Source organism: Prevotella sp. P4-51, assembly GCF_002251455.1.
In the GTDB taxonomy this organism is placed as follows: domain Bacteria; phylum Bacteroidota; class Bacteroidia; order Bacteroidales; family Bacteroidaceae; genus Prevotella.
On the sequence record NZ_NPJM01000065.1, the window covers coordinates 137430 to 161165 of the forward strand.

General features: G+C 51.8%; 17 protein-coding genes and 1 riboswitch. Of the genes, 15 read left to right on the top strand and 2 right to left on the bottom strand.

The features are described 5' to 3' along the window. Positions 1–4 precede the first annotated feature (4 nt). The 14 genes from CIK94_RS11805 (at position 5) to CIK94_RS11865 (ending at position 18519) form a co-directional block, all read left to right on the top strand. Positions 5–1153, top strand: a complete 1149-nt coding sequence (locus tag CIK94_RS11805; protein WP_094387887.1) for a DUF1735 and LamG domain-containing protein — start codon at positions 5–7, stop codon at positions 1151–1153. A 35-nt stretch (positions 1154–1188) separates the two neighbouring features. Next, positions 1189–2550 carry a BT_3987 domain-containing protein gene (locus tag CIK94_RS11810; RefSeq protein WP_094387255.1) on the top strand — a complete coding sequence of 454 codons (1362 nt, stop codon included), beginning with the start codon at positions 1189–1191 and terminating at the stop codon, positions 2548–2550. A 28-nt stretch (positions 2551–2578) separates the two neighbouring features. Further along, positions 2579–3541, top strand: a complete 963-nt coding sequence (locus CIK94_RS11815) for a hypothetical protein (RefSeq protein ID WP_094423135.1) — start codon at positions 2579–2581, stop codon at positions 3539–3541. A gap of 1421 nt (positions 3542–4962) precedes the next feature. Further along, positions 4963–5418, top strand: a complete 456-nt coding sequence (gene tnpA, locus CIK94_RS11820) for an IS200/IS605 family transposase (RefSeq protein WP_022309611.1) — start codon at positions 4963–4965, stop codon at positions 5416–5418. A 906-nt stretch (positions 5419–6324) separates the two neighbouring features. Further along, the gene (locus CIK94_RS11825) at positions 6325–6756 is read left to right on the top strand and encodes a hypothetical protein (protein WP_022310372.1); all 432 of its coding nucleotides are present in this window, start codon (positions 6325–6327) and stop codon (positions 6754–6756) included. A 109-nt stretch (positions 6757–6865) separates the two neighbouring features. Further along, on the top strand, positions 6866–6958 hold the full coding sequence (locus CIK94_RS14485; protein WP_022310371.1) for a smalltalk protein: 93 nt from the start codon (positions 6866–6868) through the stop codon (positions 6956–6958). 338 nt (positions 6959–7296) lie between these two features. After that, complete coding sequence (locus CIK94_RS11835; protein WP_254045972.1) at positions 7297–9357, top strand: LTA synthase family protein; 2061 nt, start codon at positions 7297–7299, stop codon at positions 9355–9357. A 19-nt stretch (positions 9358–9376) separates the two neighbouring features. Next, positions 9377–10186, top strand: a complete 810-nt coding sequence (locus CIK94_RS11840; protein ID WP_094387310.1) for an alpha-1,2-fucosyltransferase — start codon at positions 9377–9379, stop codon at positions 10184–10186. A gap of 226 nt (positions 10187–10412) precedes the next feature. Beyond that, the gene (locus CIK94_RS11845) at positions 10413–10955 is read left to right on the top strand and encodes a DUF3575 domain-containing protein (protein WP_022310368.1); all 543 of its coding nucleotides are present in this window, start codon (positions 10413–10415) and stop codon (positions 10953–10955) included. 43 nt (positions 10956–10998) lie between these two features. Then, positions 10999–11922 (top strand): carboxypeptidase-like regulatory domain-containing protein, encoded by a 924-nt coding sequence (locus CIK94_RS11850; protein ID WP_094423137.1) that lies wholly within the window; start codon positions 10999–11001, stop codon positions 11920–11922. Beyond that, complete coding sequence (locus CIK94_RS11855; RefSeq protein ID WP_094423138.1) at positions 11886–13082, top strand: hypothetical protein; 1197 nt, start codon at positions 11886–11888, stop codon at positions 13080–13082. The genes CIK94_RS11850 and CIK94_RS11855 overlap by 37 nt, the downstream gene beginning before the upstream one ends. Before the next feature lie 7 nt (positions 13083–13089). Continuing rightward, positions 13090–15882, top strand: a complete 2793-nt coding sequence (locus CIK94_RS11860) for a hypothetical protein (RefSeq protein ID WP_094423139.1) — start codon at positions 13090–13092, stop codon at positions 15880–15882. A gap of 279 nt (positions 15883–16161) precedes the next feature. Next, positions 16162–16296, top strand: a complete 135-nt coding sequence (locus CIK94_RS14895) for a hypothetical protein (protein ID WP_256387323.1) — start codon at positions 16162–16164, stop codon at positions 16294–16296. After that, positions 16297–18519 carry a hypothetical protein gene (locus CIK94_RS11865; RefSeq protein ID WP_094423140.1) on the top strand — a complete coding sequence of 741 codons (2223 nt, stop codon included), beginning with the start codon at positions 16297–16299 and terminating at the stop codon, positions 18517–18519. A 71-nt stretch (positions 18520–18590) separates the two neighbouring features. Here CIK94_RS11865 and CIK94_RS11870 read toward each other — a convergent pair whose 3' ends face one another. Next, a complete protein-coding gene (locus CIK94_RS11870) occupies positions 18591–19280 on the bottom strand; it encodes an N-formylglutamate amidohydrolase (RefSeq protein ID WP_158216576.1) in 690 nt (229 codons plus the stop codon). Continuing rightward, a riboswitch (SAM-I-IV-variant riboswitch) is annotated at positions 19280–19381 on the bottom strand. (Overlaps the previous gene by 1 nt.) Before the next feature lie 499 nt (positions 19382–19880). Between CIK94_RS11870 and CIK94_RS11875 the strand changes: the two genes are divergently transcribed. Then, entirely contained in the window at positions 19881–22625 is a 2745-nt protein-coding gene (locus CIK94_RS11875) for a tetratricopeptide repeat-containing protein (protein ID WP_094423142.1), read from the top strand. Positions 22626–22867: 242 nt separating this feature from the next. On the opposite strand, the gene CIK94_RS11880 is transcribed toward CIK94_RS11875, so the two are convergent. After that, positions 22868–23641: a glycoside hydrolase family 16 protein gene (locus CIK94_RS11880; protein ID WP_094423143.1), complete on the bottom strand. Its 774-nt coding sequence runs from the start codon at positions 23639–23641 to the stop codon at positions 22868–22870. Positions 23642–23736: the final 95 nt, after the last annotated feature.

A 23736-nucleotide genomic window follows, 5' to 3' on the forward strand; every position in this document is an offset into this window, starting at 1 on the left:
AGCAATGAAGAAGATTTTCAAATATATTCCGATGATGCTGGCTGTGTTTGCTCTGGCTTCTTGTCAGGACAACGACGAAGAGAACTTCGGCAACAAGGCATCAATCAATTCTCAGGAAATGAGAGCGGAGACTATCATCAAGGGCGATGCCGGTGATGTGGTTAAGACACTCAGCATCACCATGCCCCGTCCCGCCGAGAAGACCATTAACGCTACCTTCAATGTAGCTCCCTCTTTGGTAAGCACTTATAACAAGTGCTATGGTGCCAATGCAGTAATCCTGCCCGAAGAGTGCTACAATGTAGTCAACAACAAGGTGACTGTAGACGCAGGTAGTGTAAAGAGTACCGATGCTACATTTGAGTTCACCAACCTGGGTAATCTCGACCGTGAGCTCATCTATGTACTCCCTGTAGAGGTTCAGACTGCTGACATCGACCTTGTAAGCTCTGCTTCCAAGTACTACTTCGTATTCCGTGCAGGTGCCCTCATCAACGTGGTTACCAACATGAGCCGCAACTACCTCACCGTGCAGTGGGCCGACAAGAGCCAGGTAGCCAATATGAGCCAGATTACTATGGAGGCTCTGCTCTATCCCCGCGAGTTCGGCAAACTAATCTCTACCGTAATGGGTATTGAGGGTCGCTTCCTGATGCGTATCGGTGATGCCGGTTTCCCCGACAACCAGATTCAGATTGCTACCGATCGTGGCAACTTCCCCGATGCCGACTCTAACAAGGGTCTGCAGACCAATATGTGGCAGCACGTAGCCCTCACTGTAGACTGTGCTACTCGCGAGTACAAGATTTACATCAACGGCAGACTGCAGAGTGAAGGCACTATGAGCATGACCGCTATCGACATCCAGGGCAACGGTTCTGACCGTGACTTCCTTATCGGTAAGTCTTACGATGACAACCGCTGGTTTGAGGGTGATATGTCTGAGGTTCGCGTATGGAACGTAGTTCGTACTCAGGAAGAGATTGCTTCTCACATCTACAATGTTGACCCCCAGACTCCCGGCCTCGTAGGTTACTGGAAGATGGATGACAACACAAGCGCTTACAGAGTAGTAGACGCTACCGGTCATGGCAACGACGCCGTAGCCGCTGGCGCTCTCTCTTGGAGAAATGTATCTCTGCCCGAGAAATAATCCACATTCAATCAACAAGAACAATAAAGAAAATTATGAATATCAATAAAATAAAGACATTTGCATTGGCTATCCTCGCCGCTGGAGCTATGGCTTCATGTGAGGATGCTATCAATGTACAGCAGATTGGTGAGGAGCCCTTCGCTCCTTCTCAGAAGAGCCTCGTGTTCCTCTCTGACCAGTTTGGTATGACCAATGCTGACTCGCTGCTGTTCAACGAGCAGGGTACTACTGAGTTCTTTGTCAACCTGACTCAGGTTCAGACCAAGGATGCTGAGTTCACTGTAGTTTACGACGCTGCTGCGCTCAACAAGTATAACATGGCTAATGGTACCGACTACAAGGCAATGCCCGAGGCTCTCGTAACTATCGAGGGTACTGCTGTGGTAGCTGCCGGCCAGGCCAAGTCTTCTGCCGTTAAGGTAGGCTACAAGACCGACGCCGCTCTTGAGGACCTCGGTACTTACGCCATCCCATTGGCTGTTAAGGGCAACTCACTCGCCGAGGCTTCTGTAGAGAAGGGCGAGTTTATCTTCCTCGTAAAGGACATCACCCGTATGCCCAACTGTCATAAGGCGAACAAGAACCAGATTGTCGTAAGCTGTATGGAGGTTAACGACGCTAACCCCCTGCACAACCTCTGCTATACTCTGAAGGAGTCTGGTAAGCTGGTTATCGACCAGGTTATCCTCTTCTCTGGTAACATCAACTACAACGCTGAGACCGGTGAGGTGTACAACTACAACAACGAGAACGTGCAGCATCTGCTCGACAACCGTCAGAAGTATCTCGTACCTCTGCAGCAGAAGGGTATAAAGGTTATCCTGGGTATCCTGTGTAACCACGACCGTGCTTGCTGTACACGCCTTGGTGACGAGGCCGCCCGCAAGTTTGCCCGTGAGCTGAAGGCTAAACTCGAGGCTTATGAACTCGATGGTGTTTTCTTCGATGATGAGTACTGTAACCGTGGCGACTATCCTGGCTTCACTACTTACAACAACTTCTCTCGTCTCTGCTACGAGGTTCGCAAGGCTATGCCTAATGCTCTGATTCAGGCTTACGTTTATAGCGGAACTTCTTCTTGTGGCCCTGTTGATGGTATGCAGCCTGGTGAGTTTGTAACTCAGGCTATCCAAGATTACGGCCGCTATTATGACCTCGAAAGTGATTACCCCGGTCTGCCCAAGAGCGGTATGATTCAGGCTTCTTCTGAGTTTGCTCGTGGTAGCATCATCTCTGAGAACCGTGCCCGTCAGATTGTAACAGATGGTTACGGTGGTACCATGATTTTCTCGCTCAACCCCAATAATGGTTATGTATATCGTTTCAACAACATCACCATTCCTTTCTATGGAGAGGAGACCGTTCAGACTGGCAGCTATGCTAAAGACTGGTAATGTATAAAACAAACTTATTATTACAACAATGAAAGCAAAATATATTTATACCATCATGATGGCAATGGCCCTTACCTTCGGTATGGCGTCTTGCGACGATGATGACAATAACGGCAATACTGAGCAACAGAAGCCTGCCACCAAGACCGAACTCAAGTGTGACATGGATACTGTGAAGGTCGGTATTGGTGAGACTGTCTCTTTCAACATCCTTGAAGGTGGTGGCGACTACAAGGTAATCTGTGAGAACGAGGACGTGGTTACAGCTACTCTCGAAGGAACAACTGTAACCCTCAACTCTCAGAAGATGGGTCTTACCGGTGTCATAATCTCTGACGCCGAGGGCAACTACAAGCGTGTTATCGTGAAATCTATGTACATGAATCTCAACTTCGACAAGGAAGAGCTCTTCATCGGCATGAAGCTCGGTCACACTGATGGCAAGGCTACTCTTAACGTACTTGAGGGTAACGGCTCTTACAAGATTGATGTTGCTGACAAGACAATCGCTCGTGTAATAGCCAAGACAGAGACTTCTATCACATTCCAGGGTATCAATGCTGGTGAGACAACTTGCGTAGTTACCGACCTTATGGGTCTGCAGAAGACTATCAAAGTGAAGGTTGAAACTACTACAATTCCTTTCACTGAAGATGAAAAGGCTGCTATTCTGGCTATTACCAAGAATGTAGTCAACTGGAATGGACAGGATGGTTACCAGTGGGGTGACTATACCGTGAAAGATCTCGGTGATGGCAAGATGCAGGCTAAGTGGGATTACTATAACTGGTACTATATGACTTGTACTTGGACTGGTGATGCCACTGTAGGCAAGAAGGGTACTGGTACCTTTGTTTACAATATGAACTATAAGAAGAGCTTCGATGTTGATGTTGAAATCATCAAGAACGACGGTTCTCGTGTCTGGGGTATCTGCTCTTGCGTCAAGGATGATTACCTCAATACAGGTTACTTCTGCATAGCGCTTTAAGTAGAATATTAAACAATATAAGATTGCATTTGGGTAACCAAATTTTCTATTAAGTTAGATTTATTTAGTTTTGAGTGGGTCAGGCTGTGAAGTCTGACCCATTCGCTGTTTATGGGGATGGGGGAAAGAGAATCGCCATCCCAGCCTTCAAATGTCAGCTCCCGCTGGTAATCTGCAATTCCTGTTGTGTACTAATGCCTGCGGCTAATCGCAACTCTGTCAGAGTTGCTGCTGCTTGAGGAAGCCCTCCGCGGCTCTTGGTAGGGGATTGTGGCAGATGGTATGCGCCCGATGATGGTTTGGTTAGTCCATAGTGGATGGTGCGCACCCTTGGCAACTCTGTCAGAGTTGCGTTTCCTCAGCCCAGGGTTGAGGTGCGCAGCGCCCCTACCCTGGGTACAAATAAAAAAAGGTAGCAACGCTGTAAGTGTTGCGCTTAGCCGCAGGCGTTACTCCGGCAGGACTTTGCCCGCAATACAATCCAGTTGTGTACTAACGCCTGCGGCTAATCGCAACTCTTACAGAGTAGCAAAGTTAGTGGGGGGAGCTTACCCAGGGTAGCGGTCTTCGCCCGCAACCCTGGGCTGTGAAATCGCAACTCTGTCAGAGTTGCTGCTGCTTGAGGCCTCCGCGGCTCTTGGTAGGGGGATTGTGGCAGATGGTATGCATCCGATGATGGATTTTGGTTAGTCCATAGTGGATGTTGCGCACCCTTGGCAACTCTGTCAGAGTTGCTGCTGCTTGGCAGTTGGAAAACCATAAGATTGAGAATAACGCCCACGGTTAATCGCAACTCTTACAGAGTAGCAAGGTTAGTGGGGGAGCTTACCCAGGGTAGCGTGCTTCGCCCGCAACCCTGGGCTGTGAAATCGCAACTCTGTCAGAGTTGCTGCTGCTTGAGGAAGCCCTCCGCGGCTCTTGGTAGGGGATTGTGGCAGATGGTATGCGCCCGATGATGGTTTGGTTAGTCCATAGTGGATGGTGCGCACCCTTGGCAACTCTGTCAGAGTTGCTGCTGCTGGTAGTTGGAAAACCATAAGATTGAGAATAACGCCTACGGCTAATCGCAACTCTTACAGAGTAGCAAGGTTAGTGGGGGCGCTTACCCAGGGTAGCGGTCTTCGCCCGCAACCCTGGGCTGTGAAATCGCAACTCTGTCAGAGTTGCTGCTGCTTGAGGATTGCCTACAATAATTCCCCACGTTGTTTCTGCTTGCGGTTTCCTGCCTACAATAATTCCCCATGCTGCTTCTGCTTGCTGGGGCATGCCCCTTTTTCACTATACCTATTCACAATAAATACATGGATTGGTGGTGAAATCGGTACGGCTATCATAATTATCATGATTTACTATAAAAAAACGGCGCATCATTTCGCGCAAATTGAAATAAAGGCTATATTTGCACATCATCATCTTTATCTATGTCACAATCACTGAGTAAAATATATATCCATCTCGTCTTCCATGTCAAATCGACGAGCCCGAGAATATCCGAGGAGGATACCCAACATCTGCATGCCTATATTGGCACAGCCATCAACAAACTTGGATGTTCCACCATCATCGTGGGTGGTACCGGTGACCACGTACATGCCCTTTTTGTGCTGTCGCGCGAGGTAACCATATCCCAAATGGTTAAGGAGATAAAGCGTAGCAGTAGTATGTATCTGAAAAAGCTACACTCCAGCTACAATCATTTCGCTTGGCAGAATGGCTACGCCGTTTTCTCCATAGGCCAATCGGGTGTTGACAATGCCACAAAATATATCAGCAACCAAGCCGCCCATCATGCGAAGGTCAATTTTGAGGATGAATACCGCCTGCTATTAGAGAAATACAATATCGAGTACAACCGCGACTATGTCCTGCAAGATTAGGTTTGGCGGATGCCGATGTAGATTAAACGCCTTCATCAGTTAATGAGGCGACAGCAAATGGTAATCCCCGCACTCGTTTGAGGTTATGTGGTGTATATGGCACGTGGCCAAGGCATTATGTGAGTAGTATACGGTGTATGGCACGTGGCCAATGGGAAAATGTAATTGGTATACGGTATATGGCACGTAGCTAATGGAGATATGTAGTTAGTACATAGAGGGATGGTACGCACCCCCGGCAACTCTGAAGGAGTTGCGATTTCATAGCCCAGGGTTGAGGCGTGCAGCGCCTCTACCCTGGGTATATGTATAATAAGGGTAGCAACGCTGTAAGTGTTGCGGTTAGCCGAAGGCGTTATACTCAATCTGATAATAATCACCTCCCCATTCCTACCCATTATCCTGCTTCGGGTAACGCCTACGGCTAATCGCAACTCTTACAGAGTAGCAAGGTTAGTGGGGGTGCTTACCCAGGGTAGCGTGCTTCGCCCGCAACCCTGGGCTGGGGAAACGCAACTCCGTCAGAGTTGCTGCAGCTTGAAGCCCCTCCCCATGCCCTCCCCAAGGGGAGGGAGTCCCTTTCTACTGTGTTTGAGGCGGTTGTGTGGCGCTCTCTCCCCTTGGGGAGAGTTGGAGAGGGGCTTCGGAGGGGCTCCAGAGAGGCTTCGAGTCATCCTACACCTTATTATATATATACGCGCGCGAGGTCTCGGTGGTCACAGTGATGACCGCCTTAACTTTTGTTGGCACGAATGGCGGTGGCTGTTAACAGAATTTTGCGGGTTACGGCGTCTGCTTTTTTGGTAACGGCGATGAATGTGACTACCTTTGCATTGTCAAACGTTCCGGAGACGATGACAACAAGAGAACAAACACACAATGTCAAACTAACAAAAACAAATCATTATGTTGAAGTACAAATTGTATAAGGACACCCGCTCCAATTCCCAGTTCAAGGGATGCTGGTATGCCCGTATCGCCAAGAGCGACATCATCACCACCCGCCAGCTTGTGGCACACATGGCCAAGCACGGAACCGCCTACTCCAAGGGTACTATGTGGGCTGTGATAACCGACATGATTACCTGCGTACATGAGCTTATCCTCAGAGGGCAGGCGGTCAAGATAGACGACCTCGCCATCTTCTCGATAGGCATCGTGAGCAAGCCCGCTCCCACTGCCAAGGAGTTTGACGCCCACACGAACATCGCTACCTTCAAGTTGCGTGCGCGTCCCACCGGCGAGTTCACCAAGGCACAGTTGATGCGCGTGGCCAACATCATGGAGGCTACCTACTACAAGCCTGTCGCTAAGACCACTGCAAACGACGGTAAATAGAAGGTGTAATCCCCTCGAGCCCTGCCCAGACAGTGGGCAGGGCGGTGGGGACATCGTCAAGACACACATCATCACTTAACCACTAATCACTAAAGAAAGGACAATCACTATGAAACAGGAAAAATGGAAGACCATTATACAGATAATCCTCTCGATGCTCACCGCACTTGCCACTACGCTCGGCGTCGCATCTTGTCTGTAGAGATAGCGTAAGGCTCAGCCTATAGAGAGCGAGCCAGCTCCTGCCCCGGCACCTCAACCACAGAGGTGCCGGGCTTTGCGGAACGCCAGAACAAACTGCCCATCGGTCGTCAGACCGAAATGAGTCGCAAACAAAACCAACCCCGACATGAACTGAAATCTGACGACCGATAAGCGTAGATAGCTATAGACCGTAGGGGAAGAAAAAAAGTTGGGGATGATGACGCTAATTACATCCTTTTGGTGTAATTTTGCATATTGTATCATTTATACCTATTATAATATATGTTGTCACGATTGAAATCACTCCATTTGGAGCGTTCGGTATTTGCGCCATTTATGGCCCTATCGTTGAACATCCTCCTGGTGTATCTCGCCTATAGCATAGCGCGTGTAGAATATCTCCTGGAGAATTACAGTTACTTTGCCCAGAGTGTGAGTGAAGGCCATCTGCCCCGCCTGCTCTGGGGTGGTGTGGTCTTTGATACTCCCGGTATCATGTACACCAACGCCCTGTATATCCTGCTGCTCATGCTGCCACTGCACTGGAAGGAGACTGCCGTCTACCAGCGCGTATGCCGTTGGGTGTTTGTGGTGGTCAACGGCCTGGCCATCATCGTAAACCTCGCCGACTCGGTGTATTTCCGCTACACCCTGCGCCGTACCTCTACCAGCGTGTTTGCTGAGTTTAAGGGCGAAGACAACATCGGCTCGATACTCGGTGTCGAACTGCTGCACCACTGGTATCTCGTGGTGCTGGGCGGACTGATGATCTATGGTCTGTGGAGGCTGTACAGTACTCCGCGAATAGACCGGAGGCAGACCAATAAGATAAGGTATTATCTGGTGATGACGGTGACCTTCGTCTTTGCCGCCGTGCTCTGCGTGAGCGGTATCAGAGGCGGTCTGCTCAACCACTGGTACAACTATATTCTGGCTATCTATACCGCCTATATCGCCTATGTGGCATGGCGCAAGAGCATGAAGACAGTGGGCAGGGTAAGTCTGGCGCTGACTCTGGCGCTGCTTATCACCGCCCCCATCGGCGGCTGGCGTCATCGCGACATACGTCCGGTGGCGCTGGGCAATGCCAACGAGTACACCTATCGTCCCACCGAGGTGGCGCTGGTGCTGAACACCCCGTTCTCCATCATCCGCACCTATGGCAAGGCAGTCTTCACCGACCCAGGCTATTACGGTGACAAGCGAGAGCTCGACGCCATCTACTCGCCCCTGCATCTGCCCGACCACAAGGGTATGGCCAAGCGCAAGAACGTGGTGGTGATTATCATAGAGAGTTTCGGGCGAGAGTATATCGGTTCGCTGGCGCGTACCGCCCTCGGCGATGGTTATAAGGGCTATACCCCCTTTGTAGACTCGCTGGTGCAGCACAGTGCCACCTTCCGCTACTCCTACTGCAACGGTCGCAAGAGCATCGACGGCATGCCCTCGATACTCTCAAGCGTACCTATGTTTATCAAGCCCTTCATCCTCACGCCCCAGTCGCTCAACCATCTGAGCGGTCTTGCCGGCTATTTGGGCAAGAAGGGTTACTATTCGGCCTTCTTCCATGGCGCCCGCACCGGAAGTATGGGCTTCAACGGTTTCAGCAATGCCACCGGATTCAAGGGCTACTTCGGCCGAGAGGATTTCAACCAAGACAAGCGCTACGGTGGCGACAACGACTTTGACGGCTACTGGGCTATCTGGGACGAGCCGTTCATGCAGTATTATTCGACCAAGATGAGCGAGTTCAGCGAGCCCTTTGTCACCGCCCTCTTCACTGCGTCGAGCCATCACCCCTATCAGATACCCGACAAGTATAAGGAGAAATATCCCGAGGAAGGCATCGTGATACACAAGTGCATACGCTATACCGACAATGCGCTTCGCCGCTTCTTTGACACGTCGCGCAAGCAGCCCTGGTTCAAGAATACCATCTTTGTAATCACCTCGGACCACACCAATCTGAGCGACCACGCCGAGTTCTCTTCGGATATCGGCGGTTTCTGCTCGCCCATCATCATCTATGACCCCTCGGGCGACATCAAGCCCGGTATGCGCGACGCCATAGCCCAGCAGATAGACATCATGCCTACCATCCTGGGGTATCTGGGTTATGACGAGCCCTATGTGGGATTTGGCTGCGACCTCTTCCATACGCCCGCCAACGAGACTTGGGCCATCAACTATCTCAACGGCGTGTACCAGTACTGCAAGTATGGCTATGTGATGCAGTTTGACGGTCAGCGCGTGATAGGCATGTATCGCCTGGAAGACTACCTGATGCGTAACAACGAGGTGGGTCATGTGGCTGTGCAAGACAAGATGGAGCGCGAGTGTAAAGCCATCATCCAATCGTATATGGACCGCATGATAGGTGACAGACTCACTCCCTAACCCCATCAAACAGAAGATAATGTTATTTGTAAGAGACAAGGGCCGTATGTGCAACAATATCCTGCAGTATGGCCACGTATATGCCTGGGCACGAGAGCATCGGCGTCGTTCGGTGTCGATGCGGTTTGCCTACAAGTATCCCTACTTCCACATCTGCCACACCCGTTACCACAACTTCGTGGTATATGTGCTGGCTAAGCTGGCTGCCAAAATCGGTCTGCTGCCTGTGGCCACCTTTGGCCATGTGGGCGACAATCCCGAAGCCCAACGCCTGATGGACTCGTGCCACTGGCTGATGGTAGAGGGTTGGGAGGTGAGATACTACGACCTCTTCCTCAAGTACAAGCGGGAAATCAAGCAGCTCTTTGCCTTTGACAGCGCCATAGAATATCATGTAGACCACCTGCTTGCCAACACCCGTGAGGGCGATGTAATGCTGGGTGTACACATACGCCGTGGCGACTACCGCACCTGGCAAGGCGGACGCTACTACTTCGGTGATGACGTGTATATCAACTACATCAAGCGGTTTGCCGAACAGCAGAAGGGTAGGGTGCGCGTCTTCATCTGCGGCAACGACCCCACGCTCGACCGCGACAAGTTCTGCCGCGAGCTCGAGGGTATGGACGTATCGTTCCCCGATGGCAATCCCGGCGAAGACCTGTGTCTGCTGTCGCGTTGCCACTATCTCATAGGCGCTCCGAGCACCTTCTCGCTCACCGCGTCGATGTATCACGACACCCCGCTGTGCTGGATGATGGCTCCGCTGGGTGAGGGCGACGATGTGGAGTTTGATGTCTTTGATAACCTGTTCAGGCACATCATCTGAGATCAAGAAGGCGATCGCAAATCGGGCATGGAAAATCACGGAAACAGACGGCAGGCGGGCGATTTTAGTTAAAGATTGTCTTACGGATGACCATAATGCCCTCTTTGTAGATGAAATTAGACGAAAAAGCAGTATTTTTGCACGGATAATTAAACCATTGACGCAGAAAGACATCCTATGGTTGTCATAACGTCAATTATCTATAGGAGAAAACTATTAGTTTAGGATGAAGAGAGTAATCACGTTGCTTGTCTTGGCCGTTTGCCTGACACTAAGCGTCAGTGCCCAACGCATCAATCTCAAGACCAATGCCCTGTACTGGGCTGCCGAGACTCCGAATATAGGAATGGAGTTCAGAATGAATCGTCATCTCACCCTCAACATGGAGGCGATGACCAGTTTTATGAACATCAAGGACTACAAGGTCAAGGGCTATGCCTTCACGCCCGAAATGCGCTATTGGCTGAGTGCCCGTCCGCAAGCTGGCCATTTCATCGGTCTGATGGGAGTGGCTGCCGACTATGACCTGACCCACAAGCAGTGTCATCATGACGGTGACGCATTAGGCGTGGGTCTCACCTACGGCTACAGCTTTGTGTTGGGCAAGCGTTGGAGTCTCGAACTCACCGCCGGTGCCGGATTCCTGCATCGCAAGGAGAAATATTATAATGTGGAGAAGGGTCAGGCCGAGCCTGAAAAAGCGAATAATACCCGCTGGATGGCTGCGCCGCTCAAGGCAGGCGTCTCCTTTGTATACATTCTGAAGTAAGGATAACATCCCCATTATCAACAACAGACATTTCATAACAATTATGACTCGTACTACAAGTTTGCGGACGCTGGCGCAGCGTTGGTTGTCTGCACTCGTTCTGTCGTTGGCCCTCGTGACGGTGGCCTCAGCACAAGAGACGATACGTATCACCGGTAGGGTGGTATCGAAGTCGGACAAGGAACCCCTGATAGGCGTCAATATCACCGATGCCCATGTGAAGCGCGCCTATGCCGCCACCGATGTAGACGGCCGTTTCGCCTTCAACGTACACCTGGGCACTACTCTCAAGTTCAGTATGGTAGGTGCCAAGAGCGTGAAGGTCAAGGTGAAGAACCAGAAGTTTATGGAAGTCGAGATGGAAGAAGAGAACATCTCCCTGGGTGAGGTAGTCGTGGCTGCCAAGATCATCAAGGACAAGATAACCCCCGAGCCCACCGATATCGAGGTGAAGGGCAACTACTTCCACGTGAGAACCCGCGTGAGAGTGCCTCGCGAGATGTTCTCGCACGACACACGACTCGTGGTGCAGCCCATCCTCAACGACGTTACCCGCGGTGAGCTGAAGCTGATGCGTCCGCTGGTCTATGACGCCAAGGGATATAACACCACCCAAGACCGCATGTATGGCTTCAATATGAACGACAGTGTAGCCGGCGACCCTCTGGCACGCCATGTCACCGTGAAGAGCAAGGCGATGAGAGAGAAGAACCGCACCAATGACATCATAGGCTATTCGGACTCCATCTATGTGGAGCATGTCAAGGACGAGTTCTCCTGCGATGTCTATATGGCTATCGAGAACTATAACCGCATACTCTACCGCGACACCACCATCATAGCCCGTGGCACGGTGAACCCCCTGCGCTGGCTTGACTATTCGTTTGCCGCCGGAGAGATGAACGACTCTGCCTACATCCCCAAGCCGAGATGCAGCTGCGTGACAGCCGTGGCGAGGTCAATCTGAGATTCCCCATCGGCAAGAGCGTCTTTGACACCAATGACTCGCAGAACGCGGCAGAGGTGGAGAAGATGCGCCAGCAGATACAGCAGATAGCCGGCACCAAGGACGCCACGCTGCAAGCCCTCTCTATGGAAGGTACATCGTCGCCCGACGGCCGCTACAACTATAACCTCACCCTCGCCCAGCGTCGTATGGACTTTGCGGTCAACTATCTGCGCCAGCTGGTTCCCGAGGAACTGCGCCGCGATATGCAGTTCAAGTCCAAGGCTGCCGTGGCCCCCTGGAGCGATGTGGTCAAGCTGATGCGCGCCGACAGTCTCTATGACGAGGCTGCCCAGGTAGAGCAGATCGTCAAGCGCTATGGTAACATCGACCAGCAAGGTCGCGCCATCCGCAAGCTGCCCTTCTTCGGCCGTCTGCTTGAAGGCAAGTATCTGCCCCAGTTGCGTAAGGTAGGTTACGTGATGAACTACTCTATCTTCCGTCAGCTCACTCTCGAGGAGATAGCCGAGCTGTACGAGAAAGACTACAAGCAGCTGTCGCGTTTCGAGTTTTTCAAGCTCTACCGCAATGAGACCGACCGCAACAAGCGCGAGAAGATACTGCGCCAGTCGCTCGAGATGTATCCCTCGTTTATGGCTGCCGCCAACGACCTTGAAGCCCTGCTCATCAACCGTCAGGCCTCTGACCCCGACATCCTGCGCCGCTTTGTGGGACGCAGTGCGCCACAGGTGGTCAATACCAACCAGATGATAGCTCTGCTCAACGCCGGACTCTACAGTCAGGCTGACTCGGTGGCTGACTTCGTGGCCGACAACGAACAGTCGCATCTGCTCCTCGCCGTCAACGCTGTGCTCAACGGCCGCTATGAAGACAACTTCAACACCGTGGCCCAGACTGGCAAGCGCAACGAGCTCATCATGCTGCTTGCCATGAAGCGCAACAAGGAGGCTTCGGAACTCAGCAAGACTCTGCCCGAGGACGAAGCACTGACCCACTATCTACGCGCCATCTGCCTGAACCGTCTCGATGACCCCGTTGATGCGTATAAGGCACTGAAGAAGGCACTGGAGATGGATCCCTCGCTGGAGAAGATAGCCCATGTCGATGGCGATGTGAACGACCTGCTGTTAGATAAGAAGAACCAACCAAACGAGCAATAATACCACTATGAACAAGATAAAGAGAATCAACATGCTGTGGCTCGCGCTGTGTGCCGTCGCCCTGACGGCCGCAGGTCAGGTGCCCGGAAGCGCACTCGACCATATGCTGCAGCGTCCCCGCGTAAGCAAAACGTATAAGGACAAGACACTCTTCGACCATCTGTTTGTCGATGCCGGTTTGGGCATAAGTGCCATGGGTCCCGGTGGTATCACCACCAATGGCTTGGGCGAACTGAATATCGGCGACTGGTTTACCCCCGAGCATGGAATGCGCCTCCATTTCGATGGCGGTATATTCAAGCCCGATGGCTTCAGAACCAAGTATGTGGGAGGTGGACTGGACTATCTGCTCAACCTCACCGCCCTGTCGCAGTATGGCAACGACTACCAGCCCCGCACCTTTGAGCTCTATGGCATCGCCGGACTGGGTTACCACTATTCACGCCAAGAGGGTGTCAGCGCCCGCGGACTCGATGTCCATATCGGTCTGCGCGGTCAGGCAGCCCTCTCTCCCTTTACCTATTTATATATAGAGCCCCGCGTCGCGATTATGGACGACGACGTGGCTCAGGGTGCAACCTGGCATGGCTACCGCCCCGTGGCTTCGCTTTCGGCTGGTTTGGGCTATCGTCTGTCCCAGCATCGCCTCAGTTATACCGAAGACAAGGGACATGTGGGCTGGGCTGACAATATCTTCATCGGTGTGATGGGCGGTCCTACTGCGCTGCTCAGCTCAGACCCCAGCAACTGGAGCGACTATGGCGGTCTGCGTCTTGCCGGTACTCTTGGCAAGTGGTTTGGCCACACCAATGGTCTGCGCCTCAATGTCAACGGCAGCTACTTCGACCAGAAATACCATAACAAGGTCAAGGCCATCGGCGCCGGACTTGACTATATGCTCAATATGCACAACGCCTTCGGTGGCTACAATCCCGACCGCAGGTTCTGGGTCAACGCCCTTGCTGGTGTGAGCTACAACTACACTTCGGTCTATCCTGGTATCCATGGTCATGCTTTCGGCTATGGCGGTGGTTTGCAGGCCAATGTCCGGTTGAGTCGCGATATCGACTTTGTCGTTGAGCCCCGTGTAGATTTCTATGGCAACAGCTACGCACCCTATGCCAACTCCTTCAATCAGCGCGATGTGATGGGCTCAGTGCTTGCCGGTCTCGTCTATACTTATCACGACCGCCGTGCGCTGCGCGACGATGACACCTTCACTCAACAAGCCTGGCACGACCATATGTTTGTCGAGACTGGTATCGGACTCAATCTCCCCGTCATGGCCTCTTCCCTCAAGCATCCCGGCGATTATCTCCGTCCGTCGCTCTATGTGGCTGTGGGCAAGTGGTTCAGTCCGCTCCATGGTATGCGTCTGTGGGGTCAGCTGGCTCAGACCCAGTACGATGTCAACGACCGCAACCGTTACAAGCATGTCTCTGCGGGAGCCGACTATCTGCTCAACCTCACCAATGCGCTCTATGGCTATCGTGCCGACCGCAAGTTTGATGTCGTCGGCGGCTTGGGTGCCAATGTCCTTCGTCGTGAGGGCAAGACCAGTCTCTTCATGGGTCTCAATGCTTCGCTCCGCGCCACCTGGCGTCCCAACCGCTTGATGGGTTTCTTCATCGAGCCTCGTCTGCAGGGCTATGGCGACAACCTCCTGCCCAGTACACTCAGCTTTGCCAAACTCGACCTCATCGCCGGCATCCAGGCTGGCGTGCAGTTCAATCTCGATATGCCCGACAGCTACAAGAAGGCTGATGGCGACAACCGCCGCACCTCTATCATGATAGCTGGCGGCGTGACCAATCATCTCGGCGACCTGCGCACCGCCCGTGCCTACAGCCCCATCGGCCGACTGAGCTATACCCACTGGTATTCCAATACCTCGGCATGGCGTGCCAATCTCCAGGGCTACATCCAGCGCGCCATCCACAATAGCCGACAGGGTCAGGTGGGTTTCGGACTCGACTGGATGACCGACTTCACTGCCCAGACCTATGGCTACGACCCCGACCGTGTGCTCAGTTTCAATGGATTTGTGGGAGCCAATGCTGGAGTTGATTTCGGCGATGGACGTACCTGCTTCGCTCCTGATGTGCATGTGGGTACACAGATGTCGCTGCGCGTCTCCGACGCCGTGAGAGTGGTTGTCGAGCCCCAGTTGTCTTACCAGATGTCCAGCCGATGGAACAGCCAGAGTCAGCGCGTGATGCCTCAGCTGCTGCTGGGTCTCGACTACAGCATGAACCGGCATCAGAGCAAACGCGACAACCACGGCGCTCCCGCCCATAGCAATGTCGTGATGGCCGGACTGGGTGTCGGTACCTATTCGGGCTCGTTCCGCGAGGTGAGTCCTTACCGCAACAAGTTCACCTTCAATGCCGACTTGGGTTATGGTCGCTGGCTCGACCAGACCAATGGTGCCTATGTGCGCCTGAGCAACCTCACCGCCCAGCGCCGTGGCGAGCACAACCAGAGCATCCACTCTCTGCAGGCTGGATATATGCTCAACGTCAAGAGCGCCATCACTGGCGAGTCGACCGAGAACGATGTGTTCCAGCTTACCACCCTCCTCGGTGCTTCGATGAATGTCGCCACCCGTTCGGGTCATGGTCCCACCTACGCCCCCGGTCTCCAGGCAGCCGTCCAGGCTGGTGTGCGTGTCGCCCCACAGGTTGAGATATATCTCGAACCATCGGTGGCAGCCTTCGGCAAGACCATCGAGCGCTCCCACAACTCCTATCCCGTCGAGGCGATGGCCAAGTTGAGCCTCGGCACCAAGATTAGCTTCTGATAGATTATTATCCCCAATATAGACTCCGCAATACATCATCGTGTGTATTGCGGAGTTTGTGTTTATATCGATGAAAATTATTTCCCCGAAGGAGTTGTTTTGTCGGAATTAATTCGTAAATTTGCTGCGTCAGTGGTAGAAATGCTCTTGTTTGTCTACGCAACACAGGCATAAGAGGCTTCTTCGACTGGACACTGACTCCCGATTACAGGTAGTTACTCAATCATCCTAAAGATATCATTAACCATAGTGTTGCACATTAACTGATTTTCTAACCAAATGTACAAAGCGAACATGAAACACTTCCTGACCCTACTCATCGCTGTGCTTTCGCTGCTTCCTTCGACCATGAAGGCTGCCGGCAACAAGGTGATAACCTCTCTCGACCTCACCATCCCGGTGCCCCAAGCCTGAATGACTTTGCAGGAGGGCGAAGAACTCAAACTCACCGCCGCCAAGACCTCTTATGGCGACCTGGTCCAGCAGGGCATCGCCTCAATCATGAACATTATTTGGGAAGGCGAGTTTGACACCAAAGACCCTTCCCACCCCAAGTTTAAGGCCGGCTACTCCTACAGGGCATCAATCAAGGTGATGCTCGACACCAAGGGCCCTTACACCCTCAAGTACCAGATGCGCGACGGCGACTATTATGTAGACGACACCATGATTAAGATTACCGTCAACGGCGCCCCCGCCCGCGTGAATATCAGTGGCCCTTATTACCCCAGTTTCAGCGTTGTGTTCACCGTGCCTGGCGGCAAAGGCGGCAACCTGGAGAAGGAAAACCTGTTTGGAGATTACATCGCCAACAAGAAGAAAAGTCGTGCCAGCCATAACATTTATTCCACAGCGACGGCCGACGCCTGCTGTGGCTCCTTCCATCCCCACGATGTGGTCACCATTACCGAGACCCACGACCCTCTGCCTGAGTTTGAGGGCCCCAACCGTGTCTTCCTTACCAAGGTTATTGTAGACACTGGCGACGAGGCTGTCTACAAGGAGTTCGCCAGTGCACTGAGCCTGTATCAGTCTGGTTATTACAATCTCAAGGAGGTGTGGCTCAGCGACAAAGTCAATGCCGTGACGTTTATGCGCGTCCTCAACGAGGGTATGAAGAACCCTATTTGGCCCGATAGCTATTATTACCAAAGCCACAGCACCATGTTTCTTGCGGGCGATGCCACGCTGTGTGTGCCTGCCAAGCAGGGCGAAGCTGTAAAAGCGCTCATGGCGAAGCATGCCAAGTTTCCGCCCTACACCGTGAGAACCTATACGGGCAATGTGGCCGACGCCCAGAAGGCCGGACTCAAGGCTACCAAGAATCCATGCACCAAGCACAACTTTGTGTCGAGGTTATTCACCGCCGACCGTCGCATGCAGTATTACACCTGTACGCAAGCCCCTAAGGTGTATTATTCCTGCAGCATCTGCGGCCAGTGCGAGCGTAATCCCCATCACACCTTCATGTTCCTTAAGCCAGAAGACGAAAAGACTTACATTCCTGGCGTCCATTACTTCAAGGCCAACCTTGCCACCGACCAAGCCTATGTGGGCACCAATGCCGCTGGCGAGCATATCTACTGGCAGAGCTGTATATGGTGCGGCATGTCGTCCAACTATGAGCAGCGCCATCTTACCGAGAAGCATCGTCGTGCAGCAGGCTTTGGAGGCACGCTGCCCCTGTTCCGTAAGCACATGGAGGCCCAGCTGAATATGCGCGAAGACAATGCCAAACTGGCTACTACCCCTCAGCCCGATATGTTCACGCTGCTCGTCCGCAGCACCGTGAAGAAGAGCGTATGGGCAGAGGACGAGGTCAACCGTGCCCTCTGCGACAACCTCATTGACGAGCAACTCTTGGGCAACGACTATACCGTAACCGCCACCCGCCAGCAGGTGGCATCGATAGCCCTGAGGCTCATCAAGGAGATGACCGAGAAGAACGCCGATGAAGGCAAGTTGAACCTCTTTGCCGACATCGCCGATGGCACTCCCGATATGTCGGCTCCCATGACACGTCAGGAGATGGCAACACTCATCTATCGTGCCATGCGCTATATTGAGCAGAACTCCAAGTATACCTATACCGACTACAACTCCAACCTCACTGCCTATACCGACAGCCCTCAGCTCAAGGAGTGGGCCAAGGAGCCCATGGCGTTTATGGAGGCGCTGGAGCTTGTCGACCCAGTGACCAAGACCACCCTGGCGCCCAACGCTCCTTGCTCCATCGAGCTGGCGCTGGCTACTGCCGAACGTGCCACCCTGGCGCAGCATACTGGTTGGGCGCAGACGGTGTCGGATAGCGACAATGTAGCTTATATTACCACCTATTCGAGTCACGATGCCCTCTCCACGATGCCCCACAACACCGGTGTCACCAATTCTACATTAGGTTTCTACGAGCGAGTGTGGGTATATCGCATGAAGGGCTACAACGGCTCTACCGAGGTGAAAGACAAATATACTGGTCAGCACCTCTATTTCGAATCTAAGTATCTGCACCCCGTACGCTGGCGCGGCTCCAGCTTCTCTAACACCAAACAAAAGGCGAAGAACGCCAGCACCAAATCTCAGAAGAAGAGCGGTGGCTTGAAGAAAGGGTTGGGCGTGTTGAAGAGCATCCTGATGTAACCGCGTCTCCGCCAATACTCACTAAAGATATAGCCGCCTTTGTCACAATGACAGAGGCGGCTGTTCTTTTGTCAACTGCCCATCAGCAATTGTCGCTGGAAGGCAGTAATGTCATCTCTCAGGCCATCATCTTGCAGGAGGATGGAACCGGGTTTGAGATACGTTTTCTTGTTTACCTCCAGCATCAGTGAGTGATAGCCGAAGTCGCAATCGGGAGTCTCCGAGTTGCTGTATGGGTAGTTTACGCCCACCTTGTACCCCTTGTCCATAAAATGGTTGACAGCCATATCTATAACTTCATGAGATGGCTTCGACCAGTCTTCGTTGTAGCCGATACAGATGTCTACATCGCTCAAGTCATCAGGGAATGAATGACAATCGAGAAGCAGCGCGCCTTCTTGCAGCGCCTGTCTGAGGCGGTCTTGATGCCAGTGCCACAGATTCAGGAGATGCTGTTCCAGGTCAGAGGGTATGTCACGCCTATAATCTTCAAACTCTTTGTAGACGATACCTTGCCCGATGCTTTTCATGGGGTCGTTCCAGAGTCTCTCAGCGTCAACGATAAATCGGGAGTAGGGAAAGCGCACCGTCGTAATGCGGCTATCCTGCAATCCGTGGAAGAGATAGTCCGTATGCCAGTCGGTCCACTTGATTACTACATTGTTCAGGAAATCGGCATCGAGATTCCAGAAACTCTTTTCCGCGTCATACAGACCCTCCATAGAGGCGTGCGGCTCATTCAGTACAATGTGTTCGTACATCTTTGTCAGTTTTAATTGTTCTACAATTCGCATCCAAACTGGACCACCGTGGCTGACAGCTCGGTTGGCGTACCCAAAGGGTAACTCTGCAGATGCTATATCTGTTGCAAAGATACAAATTAATATCCATTGCACAGCAAATAAATCGAAGAATTTGTTGAAACTGCTTGCTTTCGTATCGTGAGCAATCCATTGCCCAGCTGTCTGCGGGCATTTCGCACCTGCATCGTTTTCCCATAAACTCATTATCGTACAACGCATATTTCTGAGGCATACACATACCTGCTCCTGATGCGTCTATTTCTGATAATCAAATCGTGAATTATGTGAATACATATCTGCAACCATGGTTTCAGCCTTTTAATCGGCTATTTCACGTCGCCATTTGCGTCCAGAATGGCCCGTTCTGAAGAAATTTGTCATGTGCGTGTCAATTTCTTTGCCGATTTCAGCCGCAATATAGAAAATATCACTATCTTTGTCGTCGGCGTTTGCCGACCGTAGGCTGCTGACAGTAAGCATATATGCCTTACGGTGGTTTCCGCCGACATCATAATCGTCTACCACCTATATTTACATCGACTAAACAGGAATTGATACATGAAGACTATTACCGTTTTTCTTGCCTCGAGCAATGAGTTGAATTACGACCGCAATAGTTTCCAGGCTTTGATAGCCAAACTTGACGACATATACGAGCCACGGGGTATCCGCATCAAATGCCGCAGATGGGAGGACTTCCCCGCTTATTGCACAGGTGAAAGGACGCAGGATGTCTACAATAAGACCGTACGCTCCTGCGATATGTGCATCTGTATGTTCCATAAAGAGGCTGGACAGTATACCATCGAGGAGTTTGAACAAGCTCTGGATGAATACAGAACCAATCACAGTCATCCCAAGACCTTCGTTTATATACGCGCTCTTGTAGAGGGCGAGGTCGAGACTGACGAACTCAAGGCGTTCAAGGACCAACTCTTCAAGAGCATTGGCCATTATTGGTGCAACTATGCCTGTGATGACAGCATGAATCTCCATTTTGTCATGCAACTTGAGCGACTCATACCTGACATGGGGCTGTCTGCAGGCGACAGCAGCCAGTTGAAGGTGGAAGAGGGTAATGTCACGCTGCAGGGCATCAAGATAGCCGACTATACCAATCTGCCTTTTGCGGCAGCCAATCCCGAATACTGCAATCTGAAGGAGAAATATGCCCAGCTCGACAAGGACATCACCCAACTGCGCGCATTGGGGATAGACGACACCCACGACCTGCTCAGAGAAAAGGTCATAGACCGACAGAAATGTCATGAGCAAATCATCAATATGGAGAAGCAGTTGCTTGACATGGCCTTCCAGGTAAACAAGTCAATCAGCAGCAATAGCCCCATGAGCGAACGCAAGCGTCTTGCCATCGAGATGTTTGAGCAGGGCAACATCAAGGGTGTCATCAATGTCCTCAACGAGGAAGACATGGTTTCTGAAGCCAAGCAGGCAGAACTGGAGATAGCCCGAGGCCGTCAACTGGTGCAGAGCGGCAATGATCTGATAGAAAAAGGTATACAGACCATCCAAGCACAGGTCGAAGAATACATCCTGCGAGCCAAAGCCTTGATGCTGGACTTTGACAATGCCGATAGATTTTCACTCGCCTGCAATGCCTACGAGCGGGCTGTCGAGCTGACGCGAAACCATTTGTCGCAGGCAGAGCTTGCTTACCAGTTGAATGAATATTATTGTTTCTTGTCTGATAATAACCAATTCACCAAGTGCGAAGCATATATCGAAGAGAGTGTGTCTATCAGAGCAGAGTTGTGTCGCGAGCACCCCGAGATGTATGAGCCGGACTTGGCTGGTTCATATAACAACTTGGCAATTCTATATAGTGATACCCAGCGGCTCCAGGAAAGCGAAGCGATGTACAAGTCGGCATTGGCGATATATGAACGCTTGGCAAAGGCAAATCCGCAGGCATACGAGCCGGACCTGGCTCGTTCATATAACAACTTGGCAGCTCTTTACAAAGATACCCAGCGGTTCCAGGAAAGCGAAGAGATGTACAAGTTGGCATTGGCTATACGTGAACGCTTGGCAAAGGCAAATCCGCAGGCATACGAGCCGGACTTGGCACAATCATATAACAACTTGGCAATTCTTTACAAAAATACCCAGCGGTTCCAAGAAAGCGAAGAGATGTACAAGTTGGCAATAGCTATACGTGAACGCTTAACAAAGGCAAATCCGCAGGCATACGAGCCAGCCTTGGCTGGTTCATATTACAACTTGGGTAATTTATATCATGCTACCCAGCGGTTCCAGGAAAGCGAATCTATGCACAAATCGGCATTGGCTATATATGAACGCTTGGCAAAGGCAAATCCGCAGGCATACGAGCCGGACTTGGCTGATTCATATTACAACTTGGGTTATCTATATGGCGATACCCAGCGGTTTCAGGAAAGCGAAGCGATGTACAAATCGGCATTGGCTATACGTGAACGCTTGGCAAAGGCAAATCCGCAGGCATACGAGCCGGACTTGGCTGTTTCATATAACAACTTTGGTAATTTATATTATGCTACCCAGCGTTTCCAGGAAAGCGAAGCGATGTACAAGTCTGCCTTGGCTATATATGAACGCTTGGCAAAGGCGAATCCGCAGGCATACGAGCTGGACTTGGCTGATTCATATTACAACTTGGCTAATCTATATAGCGATACCCAACGGTTTCAGGAAAGCGAAGCGATGTACAAGTCTGCCTTGGCTATACGTGAACGCTTGGCAAAGGCAAATCCGCAGGCATACGAGCCAGCCTTGGCTGATTCATATAACAACTTGGCAATTCTTTACAAAAATACCCAGTGGTTCCAAGAAAGCGAAGAGATGCACAAGTCGGCAATAGCTATACGTGAACGCTTGGCAAAGGCAAATCCGCAGGCATACGAGCCGGACTTGGCTGCTTCATATTACAACTTGGGTATCCTGTATAGCGATACCCAACGGTTCCAGGAAAGCGAAGAGACGTACAAGTCTGCATTGGCTATATGTGAACGCTTGGCAAAGGCGAATCCGCTGGCATACGAGCCGGACTTGGCTGATTCATATAACAACTTGGCTATCCTGTATAGCGGTACCCAGCGGCTCCAAGAAAGCGAAGAGATGCACAAGTCGGCATTGGCTATACGTGAACGCTTGGCAGAGGATAATCCACAGTTATATGGGTCGGATTTGGCAAAATCGTATAGCTACTTGGCTATTTTGTACAAACATACCCATCGATTTGCGGAAAGCGAAGAGATGGCTAACGCTGCAGCAGCTATACGTGAACGCTTAGGCATAGAATAGCCACGAGGCATCACTACTCTGGAAACAAGTGTCTGCAAGCCATTAAGAGGCTATTGTCCGTTTTGCGTCACGCTGTATAGGGTGGCGCAAATGGTATATAGCCTGCGGCAGTCACCAAGGATAGCCAAAGCCAAAGCCCGAAGTCCGGTCTTGCCGGTCTTCGGGCTGTTTGTATCTTCGCGTTGCAGTTGCTGACGGCAACGATACTGCCGCTCTCTGTTCAATCAGTCGGTCGGGGCACCTCACTCCAACTCGTAGAACTTCACCCAGTCTACCTCCATTTCCACGGGCAGCTGCTTGGGGTCGGCCTTGCCTACCCACGAGCCCTCTATCTGCATGTCTATGAGCAGGTAATAGGGCGTACCGAATGGGAACTGGCCCTTGTCGGTGGTCTCTATCCTGGGGTAGACCAGCGATGTCTTGCCATTGATAGACAGGATGATGGAGTCGGGCAGTATCTCCACCGCATAGGTGTTGAAGCCGTCGCGGTCTATGGGCAGCGTCGAGCCGTGGGGCGGATTCTGGTCTTTCTTGAGCACGTGGGTGTAGTATGTGTGTATGGTCTGATAGGCGATGGTGTCGTGGTTGAGATGCTCCATGATGTCTATCTCTCCGCCCTCGGGCCATTTTATCTCAGCATCGGGCAGCATCCATATTGCGGGCCATGCTCCCTGTGCGCTGCCAAACTTTGCGCGTACTTCTACCTTGCCGTGCCTGATGGTACGCTTGTGCTTGGTGTAGAGTCCGCCGGTGACATAGCGGGCTGTGTCGGCGTCGCGATGGGTGTTGACGGCGCCACGCAGCACCAGTCTGCCGTCGTGCACGGCGTAGAGCGAGTCGGCGTCCGACATGTGGCGTTTCCAGTCGGCATTGCCACGTGGAATCTTCGACCACGAGAGGTTGTCATAGGTGATACCGTCAAAATGGTCTTGCCATACGAGCCGGTACTTGTGTGGCGTTGATGCGAGTGCGGCAGTGCATAACAGCAGTGCGGCGATGGTTGTAGTAATCTTCATAATAGGTTTTGTTTAGACAGCTACAAAGGTATAACATTTAATTCTTCTACCGCCTTTTGCCGCCATTTATCTGTTCCCCGATGGCCCACAACAAT